The organism is Pseudomonas sp. PSPC2-3, from assembly GCF_049898265.1.
Classification (GTDB): domain Bacteria; phylum Pseudomonadota; class Gammaproteobacteria; order Pseudomonadales; family Pseudomonadaceae; genus Aquipseudomonas; species Aquipseudomonas veronii.
On sequence record NZ_JAFCXJ010000012.1, the window covers coordinates 249,273 to 267,187 of the forward strand.

The 17,915-nt window shown below is 64.2% G+C and carries 16 protein-coding genes; 5 read left to right on the forward strand and 11 right to left on the reverse strand.

Translation table 11 applies throughout. The annotated features are described in order from the left end of the window. Window positions 1–75 precede the first annotated feature (75 nt). The 9 genes from ACP7E3_RS26925 to cbiE all read right to left on the reverse strand — a co-directional run bounded on the left by ACP7E3_RS26925 (window position 76) and on the right by cbiE (window position 8,073). Window positions 76–1,446, reverse strand: a complete 1,371-nt coding sequence (locus tag ACP7E3_RS26925) for a PepSY-associated TM helix domain-containing protein (RefSeq protein WP_046485667.1) — start codon at window positions 1,444–1,446, stop codon at window positions 76–78. Between the two features lie 118 nt (window positions 1,447–1,564). Then, window positions 1,565–3,640: a TonB-dependent copper receptor gene (locus ACP7E3_RS26930; protein WP_026140374.1), complete on the reverse strand. Its 2,076-nt coding sequence runs from the start codon at window positions 3,638–3,640 to the stop codon at window positions 1,565–1,567. A 93-nt stretch (window positions 3,641–3,733) separates the two neighbouring features. Further along, complete coding sequence (locus ACP7E3_RS26935; protein ID WP_057006061.1) at window positions 3,734–4,165, reverse strand: DUF2946 domain-containing protein; 432 nt, start codon at window positions 4,163–4,165, stop codon at window positions 3,734–3,736. An 11-nt stretch (window positions 4,166–4,176) separates the two neighbouring features. Further along, complete coding sequence (locus ACP7E3_RS26940; RefSeq protein ID WP_057006060.1) at window positions 4,177–4,659, reverse strand: copper chaperone PCu(A)C; 483 nt, start codon at window positions 4,657–4,659, stop codon at window positions 4,177–4,179. A 47-nt stretch (window positions 4,660–4,706) separates the two neighbouring features. After that, on the reverse strand, window positions 4,707–5,102 hold the full coding sequence (locus tag ACP7E3_RS26945) for a DUF2946 domain-containing protein (protein WP_046485671.1): 396 nt from the start codon (window positions 5,100–5,102) through the stop codon (window positions 4,707–4,709). 96 nt (window positions 5,103–5,198) lie between these two features. Then, window positions 5,199–5,489, reverse strand: coding sequence for an addiction module antidote protein (locus ACP7E3_RS26950; protein WP_017849687.1), 291 nt, complete (start codon window positions 5,487–5,489; stop codon window positions 5,199–5,201). Between the two features lie 3 nt (window positions 5,490–5,492). After that, complete coding sequence (locus tag ACP7E3_RS26955; protein WP_108526130.1) at window positions 5,493–5,795, reverse strand: type II toxin-antitoxin system RelE/ParE family toxin; 303 nt, start codon at window positions 5,793–5,795, stop codon at window positions 5,493–5,495. 356 nt (window positions 5,796–6,151) lie between these two features. After that, a complete protein-coding gene (locus tag ACP7E3_RS26960; RefSeq protein WP_126589078.1) occupies window positions 6,152–6,871 on the reverse strand; it encodes a cobalt-precorrin-6A reductase in 720 nt (239 codons plus the stop codon). Further along, window positions 6,868–8,073 (reverse strand): precorrin-6y C5,15-methyltransferase (decarboxylating) subunit CbiE, encoded by a 1,206-nt coding sequence (gene cbiE / locus ACP7E3_RS26965; RefSeq protein ID WP_126589079.1) that lies wholly within the window; start codon window positions 8,071–8,073, stop codon window positions 6,868–6,870. Before cbiE ends, ACP7E3_RS26960 begins: the two co-directional genes overlap by 4 nt. A gap of 38 nt (window positions 8,074–8,111) precedes the next feature. Between cbiE and cobG the strand changes: the two genes are divergently transcribed. From cobG to ACP7E3_RS26990, 5 genes are all read left to right on the forward strand, one after another. Next, the gene (gene cobG / locus ACP7E3_RS26970) at window positions 8,112–9,464 is read left to right on the forward strand and encodes a precorrin-3B synthase (protein WP_426124931.1); all 1,353 of its coding nucleotides are present in this window, start codon (window positions 8,112–8,114) and stop codon (window positions 9,462–9,464) included. After that, complete coding sequence (locus ACP7E3_RS26975) at window positions 9,457–10,083, forward strand: precorrin-8X methylmutase (protein ID WP_046384855.1); 627 nt, start codon at window positions 9,457–9,459, stop codon at window positions 10,081–10,083. Before cobG ends, ACP7E3_RS26975 begins: the two co-directional genes overlap by 8 nt. Then, a complete protein-coding gene (locus ACP7E3_RS26980; RefSeq protein ID WP_017849677.1) occupies window positions 10,083–10,814 on the forward strand; it encodes a precorrin-2 C(20)-methyltransferase in 732 nt (243 codons plus the stop codon). Before ACP7E3_RS26975 ends, ACP7E3_RS26980 begins: the two co-directional genes overlap by 1 nt. Further along, window positions 10,814–12,451 carry a precorrin-3B C(17)-methyltransferase gene (cobJ, locus tag ACP7E3_RS26985; RefSeq protein WP_057006057.1) on the forward strand — a complete coding sequence of 546 codons (1,638 nt, stop codon included), beginning with the start codon at window positions 10,814–10,816 and terminating at the stop codon, window positions 12,449–12,451. The genes ACP7E3_RS26980 and cobJ overlap by 1 nt, the downstream gene beginning before the upstream one ends. 237 nt (window positions 12,452–12,688) lie before the next feature. Further along, on the forward strand, window positions 12,689–13,468 hold the full coding sequence (locus ACP7E3_RS26990; protein ID WP_046384853.1) for a hypothetical protein: 780 nt from the start codon (window positions 12,689–12,691) through the stop codon (window positions 13,466–13,468). On the opposite strand, the gene ACP7E3_RS26995 is transcribed toward ACP7E3_RS26990, so the two are convergent. Continuing rightward, complete coding sequence (locus ACP7E3_RS26995; RefSeq protein WP_017849674.1) at window positions 13,465–14,061, reverse strand: MarC family protein; 597 nt, start codon at window positions 14,059–14,061, stop codon at window positions 13,465–13,467. The two genes, ACP7E3_RS26990 and ACP7E3_RS26995, sit on opposite strands and share 4 nt — an antisense overlap. A gap of 1,072 nt (window positions 14,062–15,133) precedes the next feature. Next, window positions 15,134–17,905: a hybrid sensor histidine kinase/response regulator gene (locus ACP7E3_RS27000; RefSeq protein ID WP_017849673.1), complete on the reverse strand. Its 2,772-nt coding sequence runs from the start codon at window positions 17,903–17,905 to the stop codon at window positions 15,134–15,136. Between the last annotated feature and the right edge of the window lie 10 nt (window positions 17,906–17,915).

Genomic DNA, 17,915 nt, shown 5'->3' on the forward strand with positions numbered 1-17,915 from the left:
CAACGGCGCGGCGCTGACCAAGCCGGCCGCCGTGGATCGCCCGGTCCCCGGCGGCACTTGACCGGCACCCGGGCGTCAAACCCGCGAAGGCTGCGCAAACAGCCGCGACAGCAGCAGGCGATCGAGCGCCCACACGACGATCAGCGACGCGCCCACCAACGGGAAGGCGATCGCCAGCCCGAGCATGATCACCATCGCGGTTTTCCACTTCGGCAGGTCATGACGCAACGGCGGCACTCCGAGGCCGCCCACCGGCCGCCGTTTCCACCAGATCACCACGCCGCTGACGGCACTGAGCAGGATCATCAGGCAGATCAGCAGCACGATCAGTTGATTCACCCAGCCGAACATCTTGCCCTCGTGCAACATCACGCCGGTCTCGGTCGCCCGCGCCACGCCGTTGTAGTGTTCCCAGCGCACATCGGCGAGGACCTTGCCGGTGTACTGGTCCACATGCAGGGTGGCGTCATTGCGCGGGTCGTTGGCGAACACCGAGACAGTGAATACGCCCTCGGCGGTGGTGGGCGGGGTGATGCTGTAGCCGGGCTCGACCTTGCGCGAGGTGGCCAGGTCGACCACCTGTTGCAGGCTGATGGTGGGCGCGGCGGGGGCGGCATGCATCGCGCCGTGGTTCATGTGTTCGGCATGGTCGCCGGACACCGGCATCGGTGTGTTTTCCATGGCCCAGGGCACGGTCTGTTGCGTCGCGGTGTTGAGCACGCGCGCCTGTTGATCGGAGGTCGGCACGTTGTTCCACATCGCCGCCGGGAAGCGGTTCCACAGGTCGGCGTATTGCTTGCCCCAAAAGCCGGTCCAGGCCATGCCGCTGAGCAGCATCACCAGCAACAACGCCGCGCCCCAGAAACCGGTGACGACATGCAGGTCGCGCCAGAACACACGGCCACGGGTGTTGAAGCGCGGCCACAGCACCCCGGACGATGACTTGCCGCGTGGCCACCACAAGTACATGCCTGAGATCACCAGCATCACGCCCCAACCGGCAGCGAGCTCGACCAGGCGGTCACCCACGGTGCCTATCATCAACTCGCCGTGCAGGGCGCGTGCGATGGCTTGCAGGTTGTTTTTCGCGTCCTGCGTGCCGAGCACGGTGCCGCGATACGGGTCGACGAACACCGTCATTTCGCGGCCGCCGTCATGCATGACGAACTGTGCGCTGCTGGTGGCGTCGGCCGGTGGCAAGTATTTGCTGAGCGTGCCCTGGGGGTAGGCGGCCTTGGCGCGTTGCAGTTGCTCGTCGGCGCTCAGTGCGCGTTCGGCGGCGGGGACGGTGAGCAGGTGGCCGTACATCAGCGGGTCGAGCTGGGGCTTGAACAGGTAGATGATGCCGGTCAGGGCCAGCAGCACCATGAAGGGCGCGACAAACAGCCCGGCGTAGAAATGCCAACGCCAGGCCAGGTTGTAGAAGGAGATTTTTTGTGTGCTCATCAGGGGGGGCTCCGCAAGGTTTTGTTTTTTGGGGGTCAGTTACACCGCCATCGGGGGCAAGCCCCCTCCCACATTTGAAGTGCATTCCAACTGTGGGAGGGGGGGGCCCCCGATGCTTTTAGAAGCTCATGTCGACCTTGGTCCAGAGCGTGCGCCCCGGCTCCTTGATGGCCTGCGGATCGTTGGCCGGGTAGCCGAACCCGGCGTTGCCGGCCAGGTTCAAATGCTCGGCGTAGGCTTTGCCGAACAGGTTGTCGACGCCGGTACTGACCTTGAAGTTTTTATTGATGCGGTACGCCGCATTCAGCGAGAACACGCCAAAGCCGCCGCTCTTGTCGTAGTCCTTGCCGACCACGTTGCCTTTGTTCTGATCGATGCGGTTTTGCGCGGCGACCACTCGCCACAGGGCGCCGGCGCTCCAGTCGTCCTCGCTGTAGGTCAGGCCCAGGCGCGCATCCAGCGGCGGCATTTGCGGCAGGGGCTTGCCGTCGCTGCTGTTCTTGCCCCAGGCGTAGGCGAGGGTGGCGTCGGCCTTCCAGTTTTGGGTCAGCTTGTACGCCGCGCCCAGTTCGCCGCCCATGATCCGTGCGTCGACGTTGCGCGCCTGGGACGTGGTGCCCATCATTCCGGTCCGGTAGTCGAACAGGATGAAGTCGCGTACCTGCCCGACGTAACCCGAGGCCCAGGCTTCGAGGTCGGCGGTCTTGTATTGCGCGCCGAAGTCGAGCTGGGTGGTTTTTTCCGGTTTCACGCCATCGAACGCGTTGACCGAACCGGCCGCGCCGGTGTTGGGGGAAAACAGTTCCCAGTAGTCCGGGAAGCGTTCGGCGTGGCCCAGCCCGGCGTAGAGCGTGGTCGGGGTGTCTGCCAGGTCGTGCTCGTAGCGCATGAAGCCCGAGGGCAGGGTGTCGGCGCGGGTGTCATCGGCGGTCGGGTTGGCGCGTGCCGACATGCCTGAGCCGATGGTCTGGCGGAAGTCCCGGGCCGAGGCGCGATCCAGGCGCGCGCCGGTGATCAGGCGGTCGCGGTCGGCGGCGTACCAGGTCAGCTCGCCGAATACGCCGTAGTTATGGAAGTTGGCGTCCTTGTTGCGCGGCAAATCCTTGTAGGTGTCGACGCCCATGCTGCTGCGCTGGCGGTGTTCGTTGGTCTGCGCATCCAGACCGCCGATCAGTTGCAGGTCGGCCCAGCGCCAGGTCGCCTTGATCCGCGCGCCGAGGGTGCGGCGGTCGACGTTGGAGGCCATGGGGCCTGCCATCATCCCGGTGCCCGACGGGACGCGCAGGCTGTAGTTGTCCATGACGTGGTCGGCGTAGTTGTAGTAGACCTGGGCCTCGACCTTGTCCAGCACCTCACCGATATTGGATTTTTCGAAGCGCAGCCCCAGGCTTTCGCGCAGGAACTGCGAGCCGTCCATGCCGCGCCCGGCGTAGCGCGCCTCGCCATCGCCGCGGCCGGCGGTGAGTTCGAGCAGGGTGTCGGCGTCGGGGGTGAAACCGACCGCGACGTCACCGTTCCACTTGTCGTAGCGCGAGGCGACGGTGTCGTTGTTGCCGTCCTTGTAGTCGTCGGCGTGTGCCTGGTTGCCGATCACCCGCACGTAACCCAGGGGCCCGCCGGCAGCGGCGTCGATGACTTTGTCGAAGCGCCCGTTGGAGCCGGCCAGCACGCTGGCGTTGAGCCGCGTGCCCAGTTCGCCGAAATGCTCGGGCTCGCGCTCGAACAGGATGGTGCCGGCCGACGCGCCCGGGCCCCAGAGCACGGTTTGCGGGCCTTTGATCACGGTGAGTGTGTCGTAGGTTTCCGGGGAAATGTACGAGGTGGGCGCGTCCATCCGGCCCGGGCAGGCGCCGAGCATCATGCTGCCGTTGGTGAGGATGTTCAGGCGCGAGCCGAACATGCCGCGCAGCACCGGGTCGCCGTTGGTGCCGCCGTTGCGCACCAGGGCGAAGCCGGGGATGGTCTTGAGATAGTCGCCGCCATCGCTGGCGGGCACCGGCTGGCGCGGGTCTTTCGGGTTGGTGACCACGGTCAGCGGCGAGCTGGGGGCGATCGCGGTGATCACGGTGGGGCTCAGTTCGTGCTCGGCGTGCTCATCGGTATCGGCATGGGCCTGTGGCATCAAGAGCGCGCCGCACAGAACGGCGAACACGGGAGTGCTTCCCAAACGGGTGTCAGCAGAAAACCTGGACATGAAGAATTCCATCTATCAATCGTAAACAACACGGCCAGCAGCCTGTGGCTGTCTGTCTAACGTCGGCCGGGGTGAAGTAACGGTGTCAAGTGCTTACGCGGCGATGGGTGGGGCACGGCTGCGCGCGCCGGGGAAAATGCTCTGCCGGGCATGGCCCAGGCGCGGTGAGGGGATGAGGGCGTTGGCCGGCGATGGGGCGCCGAGGGTGAGGTAGGACACGCTGCCGGGCAGTGCCGGGCAACTGAAGAGCAGGCTGCAATAGCCGCACTTTTCCCAGAGGACGTGGTGTTCGTCGGGGGCTTGTTTTTGAGGCGGACGGTGTTGCGGTTCGCCGTGGCACTCGGGCATGTCCATGGACATGCTCATGCTCATGGACATACCGGCGTGCTGATTCATCGGCATCGCTTGGGAAATCAGCGGACCGATAAAGATCATCAGCATGGCGAACAGGCTGATCCAACTGCCGCGCTTAAGGCTCACGGGCCTGCGGCGCGGCGCGGACAACCTGGCGCGAGGGGCGCCCATCAAGTGTTGGCCTACTCGCCGTGTTTATGCTCGTGGGGCGCCATCGGCGGGACTTTCTGCACGGACACTTGCACCTCGACGTCCCCGGCTTTTTCGAAGGTCAGGGTCAGTGGGAAGTGCTTGCCGTCGGCCAGTACGCTGCGGTCTTTGAGGTCCAGCAACATCACGTGATAGGCCATGGGCGCGAAGGTCAAGTCACCCTTGGCCGGCACGGCAACGCTGGGCACTTGTTGCATCTTCATCAATGCGCCTTGCATCACATGCTCATGCAGTTCGGCTTTGTCCGCCACCGGCGTCTTGGCGCTGAGCAGGCGGTCCGGGGTTTCGCCGGTATTGTGAACCACAAAGTAGGCCGCGACGGTCGGCGCGTTGGGGGGCAATTCCTGGGACCAGGGATCGCTGACCAGCAGGTCGCCGGCCTTGAAGTCGTCGGCATTGGCAGCACTGAACACCGGCAGCAGCAATGCGGCCAGAAGCAGGGAAGATTTGAGCATGGCAGTTCTCCAGAACGGTTCTAAACGCAGTTCACTTGCGAAGACCATCAGACCGTTGGAGAGGCGCGCGGGTTAAGGCTCGGCCATTGCTGGCGCGGCGTCGGGGACTGCAATGACGGTGGCGGCAGGCTCTGCGCCGCCTCGAACCGCGTGACATACAACTGCGGCACATGCCCCGGCAACGCCACCAACGGCGCCGAGCCCGAGCAACACCAGCAATGCTGCATGGCGGAATGATCGTCCTGCGCCGGTGCCGGAATGTCCAACTTGCCCAGGGCAACGGTTTTCAGGCTGGCGCCATTGGACGAACAGAAACTGCCCCACAACAGTTGCTGCGCGGGGTCCTTGGACTGCTGCATCGCCCCGGCCAGCGGCATGGCAAAGGCGTTGAACAGCACTGCAAAGCAGGCGATCCAGACGATTGCAAAGCGTTGACGGGCCATGGCGGACAATCCGTAGGGTTAAACGATCAGGCGGGTATTTAGCCTGATCGGGGGGGATAAGTAAAAAGTGGCGGTGTGGTTTGGTGTCGCAGTGTGTCAGAGCGCGGTGGCGTGAAGTTTGAGCCCCAGTGCTCTCATGACCTTCATGATAGTCGCGAACTCGGGATTGCCAGTGCTGGAGAGGGCTTTGTACAAACTTTCTCGTCCTAGGCCGGCGTCGCGAGCGACTTGGGTCATGCCTTGGGCGCGAGCGATATCGTTCAACGCTGTGCGAATCAACAGACCGTCGCCAGCATCTTCTTCAAAGCAAGCATCCAGATAGGCGGCCATCTCAAAAGGAGTCTTAAGGTATTTTGCGGCATCGAAACGGGTAAAGGATTCGCTCATAAGTCACTCCTTGCGGCCAAGATTTTTTGCCATGTGTATTGCACGCTGGATGTCTCGGCTTTGTGTTGATTTGTCGCCGCCCATCAGCAGCAGATAAACCACCTTGTCTCGGAGAGTGAAGTAAACCCGATACCCGGGGCCTTGGTGGATTCGCATTTCGCAAACGCCCTCTCCTACAGCCTCACAGTCGCCGAAGTTTCCTGCTTGCGCCATGCGCAGCCTTGTCACAATGCGTACTTTTGCGAGCGGATCGCGCATTGCTTCGAGCCATTTGACAAACTCAACGGATTCTTCGAACTCAATCATCGCAAATCGTATTTCTTGGGATACAGGATGGCAAGTTGCGACGCGCTGCAACTGCAGTGCATCCCCATCGCGGAAGCGGGTGCAAAACCGCGAGAGGGGAGGTTAGGGCGGGAGCTTTTGGCTGAACTAGCCGGCTGGTTCGGAGTTGGTCGTAAGGTGAATCGTCTTTCTGCTGGGTAAACCAAACAGTGGGTGTTTTGGCTAGGTCTTCGTACAAACAGAAACGTGCGACACCTTGTTTGAGGTTGCTGGTCGCAAACGTGATCGCTAGTCTGCGGACATCGATGCAAACTCAGCGATCATGCGACTGCTACGCCGTTGAACGGGAGCAAGTTCCCACATTGGCGAGGTGTCGTTTAGCGAGACGATATTGCCTGTAGCACCGCAGCCACGGCTGTAAATTCTCGATCCGCCGTAGCCAACACCGGCCGCCTCAACACCAACACCGGCACCCCTCGCTCGCGCGCCACTTCCAGCTTCGGTTCGGTGGCGGTGCTGCCACTGTTCTTGCTGATCAGTACATCGATCTTTTGTCGTTCGAACAACGCACGCTCGTTTTCGATCAGAAACGGCCCACGCGCGCCGATGACTTCGCAGCGTTCATTGCCCGGATACACCTCCAACGCGCGCAGTGTCCAGAACTGCTCCTGCGGGATCTCATCAAGATGCTGCAACGGCTCGCGGCCCAAGGTGAACAGCGGGCGCTTGAAGGGTTTCAGGGCCTCGATCAGCTCGGCCCAGTCAGCGACTTCGCGCCAGTCATCCCCCGCTTGCGGTCGCCATGCCGGGCGGCGCAGGGCCCAACACGGCACACCGCACAACCGTGCTGCCTGGGCGGCGTTGTGGCTGATCTGTGCCGCATACGGGTGGGTGGCGTCGAGGATCAGGCCGATGTGTTCGTCGCGCACGAACTGCGCCAACCCTTCAACCCCGCCGTAGCCACCGACACGCACCTGGCAGGTGAGGTCGGTCGGCACGCGGCCCACACCGGCCAGACTGTAGATATGTTGCGGGCCGAGGGTGCGGGCGATGGCGAGGGCTTCGGTGACGCCGCCCAGTAGCAGGATCGGTTTCATAGGGGCTTGATCACGTCCAGCAGGGTGATCGGCAGCGCCTGGCGCCAGGTGTCGAATTCACCGAGCGGCTGGGCCTGGGCCACGTGGAGGCGGGTCAGTTCGCCGCCGTGTCGGGCGCGCCAGGCCATCAGGGTCATTTCGCTTTGCAGGGTCACGGCGTTGGCGACCAGGCGGCCACCGGGGCGCAGGTGCTGCCAGCAGGTCTCGAGCACGCCGTCGCGGGTGACGCCGCCGCCGATGAAGATCGCGTCGGGCGTTTCCAGGCCGCCGAGGGCCGCGGGTGCGGTGCCGCGCACCAGTTGCAGGCCGGGCACGCCGAGGGCGTCGCGGTTATGTTCGATCAGGCCTTGGCGGCCGGCATCGGCTTCAATCGCCAAGGCGCGGCAGCTCGGGTGGGCGCGCATCCACTCGATGCCGATGGAGCCGCTGCCCGCGCCCACGTCCCAGAGCAATTCGCCGGGCAGTGGCGCCAGGCGGGCCAGGGTCATGGCGCGCACGTCGCGCTTGGTCAGTTGGCCGTCGTGTTTGAATGCCACATCCGGCAGGCCGGCGAGGCGCGACAGGCGTGGGGCATCGGCGTCGGCCAGGCAGTCGATGGCGACCAGGTTCAGATCGGCGACCGCGGCGTGCAGCCAAGCGTGGGCCACGCCATCGACACGCCGCTCAGCCGCGCCGCCCAGGTGTTCAAAGACGCTGAGGCGGCTCGGCCCAAAGCCGGATTCAGCCAACAGCGCGGCAATCGCGGCAGGGCTCTGTCCATCGTTGCTCAACACCAGCAAGCGCACGCCGCTGGCCAGATGTGCATTCAACGCCGCCAAGGGCCGGGCCACCACCGATAACGTCATCACGTCCTGCAACGCCCAGCCCAGACGCGCCGCCGCCAGCGACACAGAGGAGGGCGCCGGCAAAATCAGCATCTCTTCAGCCGGCACCTGCCGCGCCAGGCTGGCGCCGACGCCGTAGAACATCGGGTCGCCGCTGGCCAGCACGCACACCGGTTCACCGCGTCGCGCCAATAGCGGCGCCAGGGAAAACGGGCTCGGCCACAACTGGCGTTCGCCGCGCACGCACACCGGCAACAGGTCCAATTGGCGCTGGCCACCGATGATCCGCGCGGCACGCAATACGGCGTGCCGGGCGTTTCTGCCGAGCCCTTTGAAGCCGTCTTCACCGATGCCTATTACCGTCAGCCAGGGCGACATATGAATTCCTTGAACGACATCCGACGGGCAGGCTTTTCATGCCGTCGGACAAAGCAGGCATAATACCGCGCCTTGACCCGCGAACCGGTAGCCCCGTGAACCCAATCCCTGCTCTGAACACCTTGCGCCCCTCGGCTTGCCCGGGGTTGCTGCGTATCGTCCAGGCGTTGGACGGCGGCATCTGCCGGATCAAACTGGCCGGCGGCGCGATCAGCGCCGCACAAGCCCATGCCGTGGCGGACGCGGCCCAGGCCTATGCGGGCGGGGTGATCGAGGCGACCAACCGCGCCAACCTGCAGATCCGCGGGATCGGTGCCGAGCAGCAGGCTTTGATCGCGATGCTCCTTGCCGCAGGCCTCGGCCCCAGCACCGCCGCCGGTGACGACGTGCGCAACCTGATGCTCAGCCCCAGCGCCGGTATCGACCCGCAGATGCTGTTCGATACGCGCCCGCTGGCCGACCAGATCCTCGCCACCCTGCAAAACCACACGCGCTTCCACGAGCTGTCGGCCAAGTTCGCGGTGCAACTGGATGGCGGTGAAGCCCTGGCGATGCTCGAACATCACCATGACCTGTGGCTGTCGGCCTTTGAGCAAGGCGGCGAAACACTGCTCGCGTTCGGCCTGGCCGGCTGCCCGGGGTTGGATGCGCCGTTGGCGGCCGTGCGCTTGGAGCAGGGGCATGCCTTGGTGGTGGCGGTGTTGGAACGGTTTCTGGACCTGGCCACGCCGGCGCAAACACGCATGCGTCATCTGCCTGTGGATAACTTCCTGGTCGGGCTGGACCTGCCGTTATTGCCGGTCGATGGCTTCAAGCGCCCGGCCAGCGGGGCGTGGCTGCACCTGGGAAGTTATCCACAGCGTCAGCACGGTCGGGTCTACGTGACCGCCGTGACGCCGCTGGGTCGACTCGACGCCTCCATGCTCAAGGGCGCAGCGCAACTCGCCGATGAGTATGGCGACGGCACGCTGCGCTTTACCCCCTGGCAAGGCCTGCTGCTGCCCAACGCCAAATGCCAGGATGCCGCCGCGATCACCGCGCGCCTGGAACAGCTGGGCTTCCTCTGCTCGGCCGACCGGCCGCTGGCGCAGTTGATCGCCTGCACCGGCTCCAGCGGCTGCGGCAAAGGCCTGGCCGATACCAAGGCCGACGCGATGCAACTGGCCGCGCTGCGCCCCGGCCACGCGGTACATCTGTCTGGCTGCGCGCGTTCCTGCGCCGCCGCGCACATCGCGCCGGTGACCTTGCTGGCGGTCAGCCCCGGCCATTACGACGTCTATTTTCGCGAAGCAGCCCAGCCCGGTTTCGGCCGGCTGCACGCGCGCACTCTTTCTATTGAAGCGGCGGGCGCCCTGCTGCGCGCTCACCCACGGAGCAACACCGATGATTGATTACATCCGCGACGGTCAGGAGATCTATCGCAACTCCTTCGCCATTATTCGCGCGGAAGCCAGGTTGGAGCGCATCCCGGCCGACCTGGAAAAACTCGCGGTGCGCGTGATTCATGCCTGCGGCATGGTCGAGGCGATCGACGGCCTGCAGTTCTCCGCAGGCGCAGGCAAGGCCGGGCGCGAGGCGCTGGCCGCGGGTGCGCCGATTCTGTGCGATGCGCGGATGGTGTCCGAAGGCGTGACCCGTGCGCGGCTGCCGGCCAACAACGAAGTGATCTGTACCCTGCGCGACGAACGCGTGCCGGCGTTGGCGCAGAAGCTGGGCAACACCCGCTCCGCCGCCGCCCTGGAACTGTGGCGCCCGCACCTGGCCGGCAGTGTGGTGGTGATCGGCAATGCGCCGACCGCCTTGTTCTACCTGCTGGAAATGCTCGACGCCGGCGCGCCGAAACCGGCGTTGATCCTTGGCTTCCCGGTGGGCTTCGTCGGCGCCGCCGAATCCAAGGCGATGCTGGCCGCCGACAGCCGTGGCGTGCCGTTCGTGATCATGCAGGGCCGCCTGGGCGGCAGTGCGATGGCGGCCGCGGCGGTCAATGCCCTGGCCACGGAGGTCGAATAATGCCGGCACGCGGACGTTTGATCGGCCTGGGCGTCGGCCCCGGCGACCCGGAACTGATCACCCTCAAGGCCCTGCGCCTGCTGCGCGAATCGCCGGTGGTGGCGTACTTCGTGGCCAAGGGCAAAAAGGGTAACGCCTTCGGCATCATCGAAGACCACCTCGTGGCGCAGCAAACCCTGATGCCGCTGGTGTACCCGGTGACCACCGAAGCGTTGCCGGCGCCGCTGTCCTATGAACAGGTGATCAGCGATTTCTACGACAGCGCCAGCCAGGACGTCGCCGCGCACCTGGACGCCGGCCGCGATGTGGCGGTGATCTGTGAAGGCGACCCGTTCTTCTACGGCTCCTACATGTACCTGCATGACCGCCTGGCCGAGCGCTACGAAGCGCAGGTCATCCCCGGCGTGTGTTCGATGCTCGGTGGCGCCTCGGTGCTCGGCGCGCCGCTGGTGTATCGCAACCAGAGCCTGTCGGTGCTGTCGGGGGTGCTGCCCCATGAAGACCTCAAGCGTCGCCTGGCGGATGCCGATGCGGCGGTGATCATGAAGCTGGGGCGCAACTTCCCCAAGGTGCGCCAGGTGCTCGAAGAACTCGGCCTGGCCGAGCGTGCGCTGTATGTGGAGCGCGCGACCATGGCCAACCAGAAAATCGTCCCGCTGGATCAAGTCGAGCCGATGTCCTCACCGTATTTCTCGCTGATCATCGTGCCCGGTGAACGGTGGCAAGGTTGATGCGCCCGGCGATCGTCATCCTCGGGCAGGGCAGCCTGGCCACGGCGCGCAGGATTGCGCAGGTGTATCCGGGTGCGGTGATCCACGGCCTGCTGGGCCGGGTCGACGGCGCGGACCAGAGCTACCGCGAATTCGGCGCAACCCTGCGCCAGCTCTATCAGCAAGGCACGCCGCTGATCGCGCTGTGCGCCGCCGGTATCGTGATCCGCACCCTGGCGCCGCTGCTGCTGGAAAAAGGTGAAGAACCCGCCGTACTGGCCGTGGCCGAAGACGGCAGCGCGGTGGTGCCGTTGCTCGGTGGCCTGGGCGGGGTGAATGACATGGCGCGGGAGATTGCCGCGGCGTTGGGCGTGGCCGCCGCGATCACCACCAGTGGCGAGCTGCGTTTCGGCACGTGCCTGCTCAACCCTCCGGCCGGTTATCAACTGGCGGACCTGGAGCTGGGCAAGCGCTTCGTCAGCGACCTGCTTGCCGGCGAAAGCGTGCGTATCGAAGGCGCGGCGCCGTGGCTTGACCAGGCCAACCTGGCGCAGGACCGACAGGCGCGCCTGGCGATCCACGTAGGCAGCGCCGAGCGCGTACCGGCGGCCAACGAGTTGCTGATTTATCCACAGAGCGTGTGCGTCACCTGCAAGCCCGGCGCGCAATTGGCGCAGCGTGTGCGTGGCGCGTTGCATGCCTCGGGGATTGCCCTGCAGTCGCTGGCCTGCCTGTTGGCCAGCGATACCCAGATGGCCGAACCGTCGTTGCACGAAGCGGCGTTGGAGTTAGGCGTGCCGCTGCGTTTCGCCGAGGTGGAGCAAGCGGCGGACGTCGTTGTTTCGGTCGCCGAGCAGCCCTTGGACGTGTCTCAGGTCGGTCGCCCGCGTGGCCGCCTTGCGGTGATCGGCCTTGGCCCTGGCGCCGCCGACCTGATGGTGCCGGCGGTGAAGGCCGAACTGGCGCGCTGTACCGATGTGCTGGGGTACGAAACCTACGTCCGCATGGCCGGGCCGTTCCGCGACGATCAGGTGCAGCACTGCACCGACAACCGTGAAGAAATGCAGCGCGCCCGCCACGCTTTCGCGCTGGCCGCCCAAGGCCGTTCGGTGGTAGTGGTGTCGTCCGGCGACCCTGGTGTGTTCGCCATGGCGGCGGCGGTGATCGAGGCGCTGCACGAGTCCGACGACCCGGCCTGGCACCAGGTCGAGCTGGAAATCCTGCCGGGTGTTTCCGCGTCCCTGGCCACCGCGGCCCAGGCCGGCGCGCCGTTGGGGCACGACTTCTGCGTGATGTCGCTGTCGGACAACCTCAAGCCCTGGTCGATCATCGAGCAGCGCCTGGACCTCGCGTCCCAGGCCGACCTGGCCCTGGCGTTCTACAACCCGATCTCGCGTGCGCGGCCGTGGCAACTGGGGCGTGCCCTGGAGATTGTCGCGCAACACCGCAACGCCGCAACGCCGGTGGTGCTGGGCCGCGATATCGGGCGGCCGGGCCAGACCCTGCGCGTGACCACGCTGGGGCAACTGACCCCGGAACAGGTGGACATGCGGACCATGGTGCTGATCGGCTCGTCCACCACCTGCGCGTTCCCGCGCGCCGGCGGCGGTGAGTGGGTGTACACGCCGCGCTGGTATGGCGAAAAACCGGCCTCCTGAAAAGCGCCGCGCGAGCGCCGGAAAGCTCCGAATGACGCTGGGTGAACACCTGCCGTGATTCGGGGCTTTTTCTTTTTTTATCGATGAAATCCGGAACTGCCCGTGGGGCGCCCAACGAATGCTGGGCTGCGCTTTGCGAGCGCTGCCGGCAAGGGATGTTTGTCGTGTGGAAAGCCCGTCGGCGCCTGGACTAGTGTGGACACACGCCCCATGTGGGGTGCTTGTGGAGAACTGAAAATGGAGCGACATCACAGAAGGATCAACAGCACCAAGCGGCGCAAATTGATTGCCGCCTATAAGCTGCCCGGCGCGCCGGGGACGCACGCGGCTTTACCGCTGGATACCGAGGACGGCTGCAACGCGGCGGTGGTCAACAATGGCGTGATCTCGTTCGCCGACGGCCTGAGCGGCCTGAACCGCGAATACATCCGCAAAAGCTATCTGTTGGCCAGCAGCTACGTCAGCGATGTCTTGAAGATCAGTCGCGGCACGGAGGGCTGGTACGACGAATTTATCAAGGTGATGATCAGCCTGGGCTGGCTGCCGGTGCGCAGCCGGTTCGAGCGGGTCTCAAGCGCCGGCAAGGGGCTGACGGTGCAACTGGCGGCGCTGAATATCATCGCCACCCTGCTGGCCTCGACCTCACTGGCCGGGCCTCTGCTGACGGCGCTGCCGAAACTGGCCGCCGATGCGCTGGAAACATTGAAACAGATGCCGGCGTCATTCGAGCTGTTCAAGCGCAACAGCAGCGTGCATCAGGGGGGCGATTTTGGCTTGGCGTCCTGCGCCGAAACCGACGGCGAAGTCATGATGGTGCTGGTGACCTACAGCTCCCATGGCGTCAGCAAGCACGTGGGGCTGCCTTTTCTTGAGTGGGACAGTTCCTCGTTCGAGGCCTTCAGCGGGCAAACCTGCCTGGTGCTGAATACCTCGGTGGTCAACGAAAAAACCATCCAGTTGATGCGTGAGAGTGCGGGCGACAAGGTGCAACTGGCGATCGCCAAATACCGGATCTAAGGCACCAGGTAGCCGCGCACCCCGGTAAAGATGATTTGTGCGGCCAAGGCGCACACGAACAAGCCCATCAAGCGACTGACAATCTGCAAGCCCTGGTCACCGAGAATCCGTTCGATACGGTTGGACAAATACAGCACCACGCCCACCGTGAAGCTGGCCAGGGCGATGCTGAGGATGGCGGCGATTTTGTCGTCCCAATGGGGCTGGCTGACGCCCATCACCAGCAGCGCCCCGATGGTGCCGGGGCCGACGGTGAGCGGAATGGTCAGCGGAACGATGGTCACGTCCTGCTGCACGTTATCGGTCTGCACCGCCGACTTGCCCTGCGCCATGCCCAGGGCCGAGATGAACAGCACACTGCCGGCGCCGATGCGGAAAGCGTCCACGGTGATGCCGAACACGCTGAAAATCACCCGGCCGAACAGGTAGAGCAAGACGCTCGACACCAGCGTCGCCAACGCCACTTTCCAGGCCAGGCGTCGCCGTTCCTTGCTCGAATAGCCGCGGGTCAGGCTGATAAAACAGGACAACACGAAGAACGGGCTGTAGAGCACCAGCATCTTCAGGTAAACGCTGAATAACACGTGGAGCATGGGGGTGGCTCGCGACAGAAGGAGATTGGCGGAGTCTATCAGGCGACAGAGATCAAATGTGGGAGGGAGCTTGCTCCCGATAGCGGTGTGACCGTCAGCTTATTTGTAACTGTTCCAGCGCTATCGGGAGCAAGCTTGCCATCGCCGGCTTTCAGTCGATGCATAGGTGACTGGTCCACCGCCATCGGGGGCAAGCCCCCTCCCACATAGGATCTGTGGTGTTCATCCATTGTGTGGCAGACGCATGCTCAGTGTGGGAGGGAGCTTGCTCCCGATAGCGGTGTGACAGTCAGCTTATTTGTAACTGTTCCAGCGCTATCGGGAGCGAGCTTGCCATCGCCGACTTTCAGTCGATGCATAGGTGACTGGTCCACCGCCATCGGGGGCAAGCCCCCTCCCACATAGGAATCTGTGGTGTTCATCCATTGTGTGGCAGACGCATGCTCAGTGTGGGAGGGAGCTTGCTCCCGATAGCGGTGTGACAGTCAGCTTATTTGTAACTGTTCCAGCGCTATCGGGAGCGAGCTTGCCATCGCTGTNNNNGTGTTCATCCATTGTGTGGCAGACGCATGCTCAGTGTGGGAGGGAGCTTGCTCCCGATAGCGGTGTGACAGTCAGCTTATTTGTAACTGTTCCAGCGCTATCGGGAGCGAGCTTGCCATCGCTGTCTTTCAGTCGATGCATAGGTGACTGGTCCGCCGCCATCGGGGGCAAGCCCCCTCCCACATAGGATCTGTGGTGTTCATCCATTGTGTGGCAGACGCAGGCTCAGTGTGGGAGGGGGCGAGCTTGCCATCGCTGTCTTTCAGTCGATGCATAGGTGACTGGTCCACCGCCATCGGGGGCAAGCCCCTCCCACATAGGATCTGTGGTGTTCATCCATTGTGTGGCAGACGCAGGCTCAGTGTGGGAGGGGGCTTGCCCCCGATGGCGGTGTGACAGTCAGCTTATTTGTAACTGTTCCAGCGCTATCGGGAGCGAGCTTGCCATCGCTGTCTTTCAGTCGATGCATAGGTGACTGGTCCACCGCCATCGGGGGCAAGCCCCCTCCCACATTCGATCGCATTTGACGTTAAGAGGGCGCATGCTCCGGCCGTGGCTGACGCTGCGCCACCCAGTACTCCACCAGCTCGCGCAATTGTGACAATTCCACCGGCTTGGCCATGTGCCCGTCCATCCCGGCCTGGCGTGCGCGCTCTTTGTGTTCCGAGAGGATGTGTGCGGTGAGCGCCACCACCGGCGTGCGAATGCGCTGGTGGCTGACTTCCCAGGCTCGCAACTGTTGGGTCGCGGAGAAGCCATCGAGGATCGGCATTTCACAGTCCATCAACACCAGATCATAGCGCTGGGCCTTCATCGCCTGCAGGGCTTCTTCGCCGTTGCTCGCGGTGTCCGGGTTGAGGTTGAGCTTGCCGAGCATGCCGCGGATGACTTTGGTGGAGATGCTGTTGTCTTCGGCCACCAGGATGCGGAAGTCGCTGGGCACGATGATGGCCGCCGGCGCGTTGAGGGGCGCGCGTGGCTGCCCGCCGCCTTTGCTGCGCTGGGTCAGTTCGTCGGCCAGGGTGGTCTTGAGGGTGTAGCCGGCCACCGGCTTGGCGAGGATGCGCTTGATCCCGCAATTGCGCGCAATGATCTTGCTCGGCGCGTTACTGATGCCGGTGAGCATGATCAGCAGGATGTCGTGGTTGAGGCTCGGGTCTTCCTTGATCTTGGCTGCCAGTTGCATGCCGGTCATGCCGGGCATGTTCTGGTCCAGCAGCACCACGTCGAAGTAATCACGCAGGTGCGCCTTGGTGCGCAACAACGCCAGGGCTTCCTTGCCCGACGGCACGGCGCTGACATTCAGGCCCCAGGCGGTGCATTGCTGCACCAGCACTTTGCGGCAGGTGTCGTTGTCGTCCACCACCAGTACCCGCGCACCCTTGAGCGGGCCGTCGAGGTCGGAGGTCGGGTGTTCCAGGCGTTCAGGGTCCAGCGGCAGGGTCAGCCACAGGGTGCTGCCTTGTTGTGCGCCGCTCTTGATGCCGAATTCGCCGTTCATCAACAGGATCAACTGGCGCGCGATGACCAGGCCCAGGTGGCCGCTCAAACGGGTGGCCGAGAGGAAGTTCTTGCTGTGCAGTTCGCTGTGCAGCAACGCATCGCGTTCGGCGGCTTCCATTGGCAGGCCGCTGTCCTGCACGGCAATGCGCAGGCGCGGCTTGGGGCTGCGCTCGTCGAGGGCGACGACGATCAACACTTCGCCTTCATCGGTTTTCTGCAGGGCGTTTTCCAGCAGGCTCAACATCGCCTGGCGCAGGCGCGTCGGGTCACCGCTGATCACCCGCGGCACCTGGGGCTGGATAAAGCTGATCAGCTCGACGTTCTGCTGCTCGGCCTTGGCGCGGAAGATGCTCAGGCAGTCGTCGATCAGCGCATTGAGGTCGAACTGCACGTCGTCCAATTCGATCTGCCCGGATTCCAGCTTGGAGATATCGAGGATTTCGTTGATCAGTGTGAGCAGTTCGTTACCGGCGCTGTGGATCGTCTGCACATAGTCGCGCTGTTTGACCGACAACGGCGTGCCCAGCAGCAGTTCGGTCATGCCCAGCACGCCGTTCATGGGGGTACGGATTTCGTGGCTGATCTTCGCCAGGAACTCGGCCTTGGCGGCGATTTCGGCGTTGCTGGCCGCCAGCTCGCGGCTGAGGCTGAAGCGTGCTTCGACGATGGCGCGCTGGCGTTCGCCGAGGGCCAGGCTCATCAGCAGGCCACTGAGGCAGATAAAGCTGAGCAGGGTAATGATCAAGCCTTGCGGCGCCAGCAACGTGAGGCCAAGCAAGGCAGGCAGGATGATCAGTGTGCCGATGTTGAACACCACCATCCCCGCCACGAACAACCGCGCCGGCCGGTAGCCTTTTTGCCAGTGATAGGCCGAGACAAACAACATGCTCAGGCCGGCCAGGGCCACCAGGACGTAAGTGATGATGTTCAGCGGCAACGTGTTGACGAACAACAGCAGCAGGCCGCACAGCACGATCAACAGAATGTCGGCCATCAACAGTTTGTTCAGCGGGTGCGGGCCCAGCGGCATGAAGAAGCGATAGGCAAACATCAGCCCGCACGGTGCGGTCAGCAGCAGGGCGAGGTAGGCGCCCGGCGTCTGGATCGCGTGCCAGTTCTGCAGCCATGGCCCCAGCAGGTTGAGCAGCAACGCCAGGCTGAGCAGCAGCAGCACTTCGCAGGCCGCCAGCCACAGGCTGCTGCGTGAGCGGTGGTAGGCGAAGCGGGAGAGGTTGTGCAGGATCAGCATCAGCAGACAGCCGAACAGCAGGCCGTAGATCAGCGTCTGGCTTTGGTCGGCGGCGGCGAGTACGGCCGGCTCCAGGGTGATATAGGGGCGCAGTTCGTGTTCCGAGACCAGGCGCAGGTACACCTCAAGGGGCTTCGGGCTCTGGGGCATCGGCAGCATGAAGTCGCTGCTGGGCAGCGGGCGCTCGGCCTGGGGCTGGCGCGTGCCGGTGGTTTGCTGTTCCACCAGGGTGTCGCCATCCAGCACATACAGACTCAGGAGGGAAACGTCCGGGGCAAACACCCGCAGCACTTGCTCGTGCTGGCCGGGTTGCAGCTTGAAGCGTACCCACAACGCACCGTCCGGCTCGGCGGCAGTGATCCGGTCCAGTTCGATGGGGCTGAATTGATTGGTGTAGCGGGGCGAACGGATATCGCTCAGTTGCAGGTCGGCCTGTTCATCAAGCAATACTGCCCAGCCACTGCCTTGCGCAGCGGCCTGGGCCGGGAGCAAACAGAGCAGTGTCAGCAGACTGACAGTGAAACCTATGGCGATCCTGAGCCAGCGCACGGCGAAATCC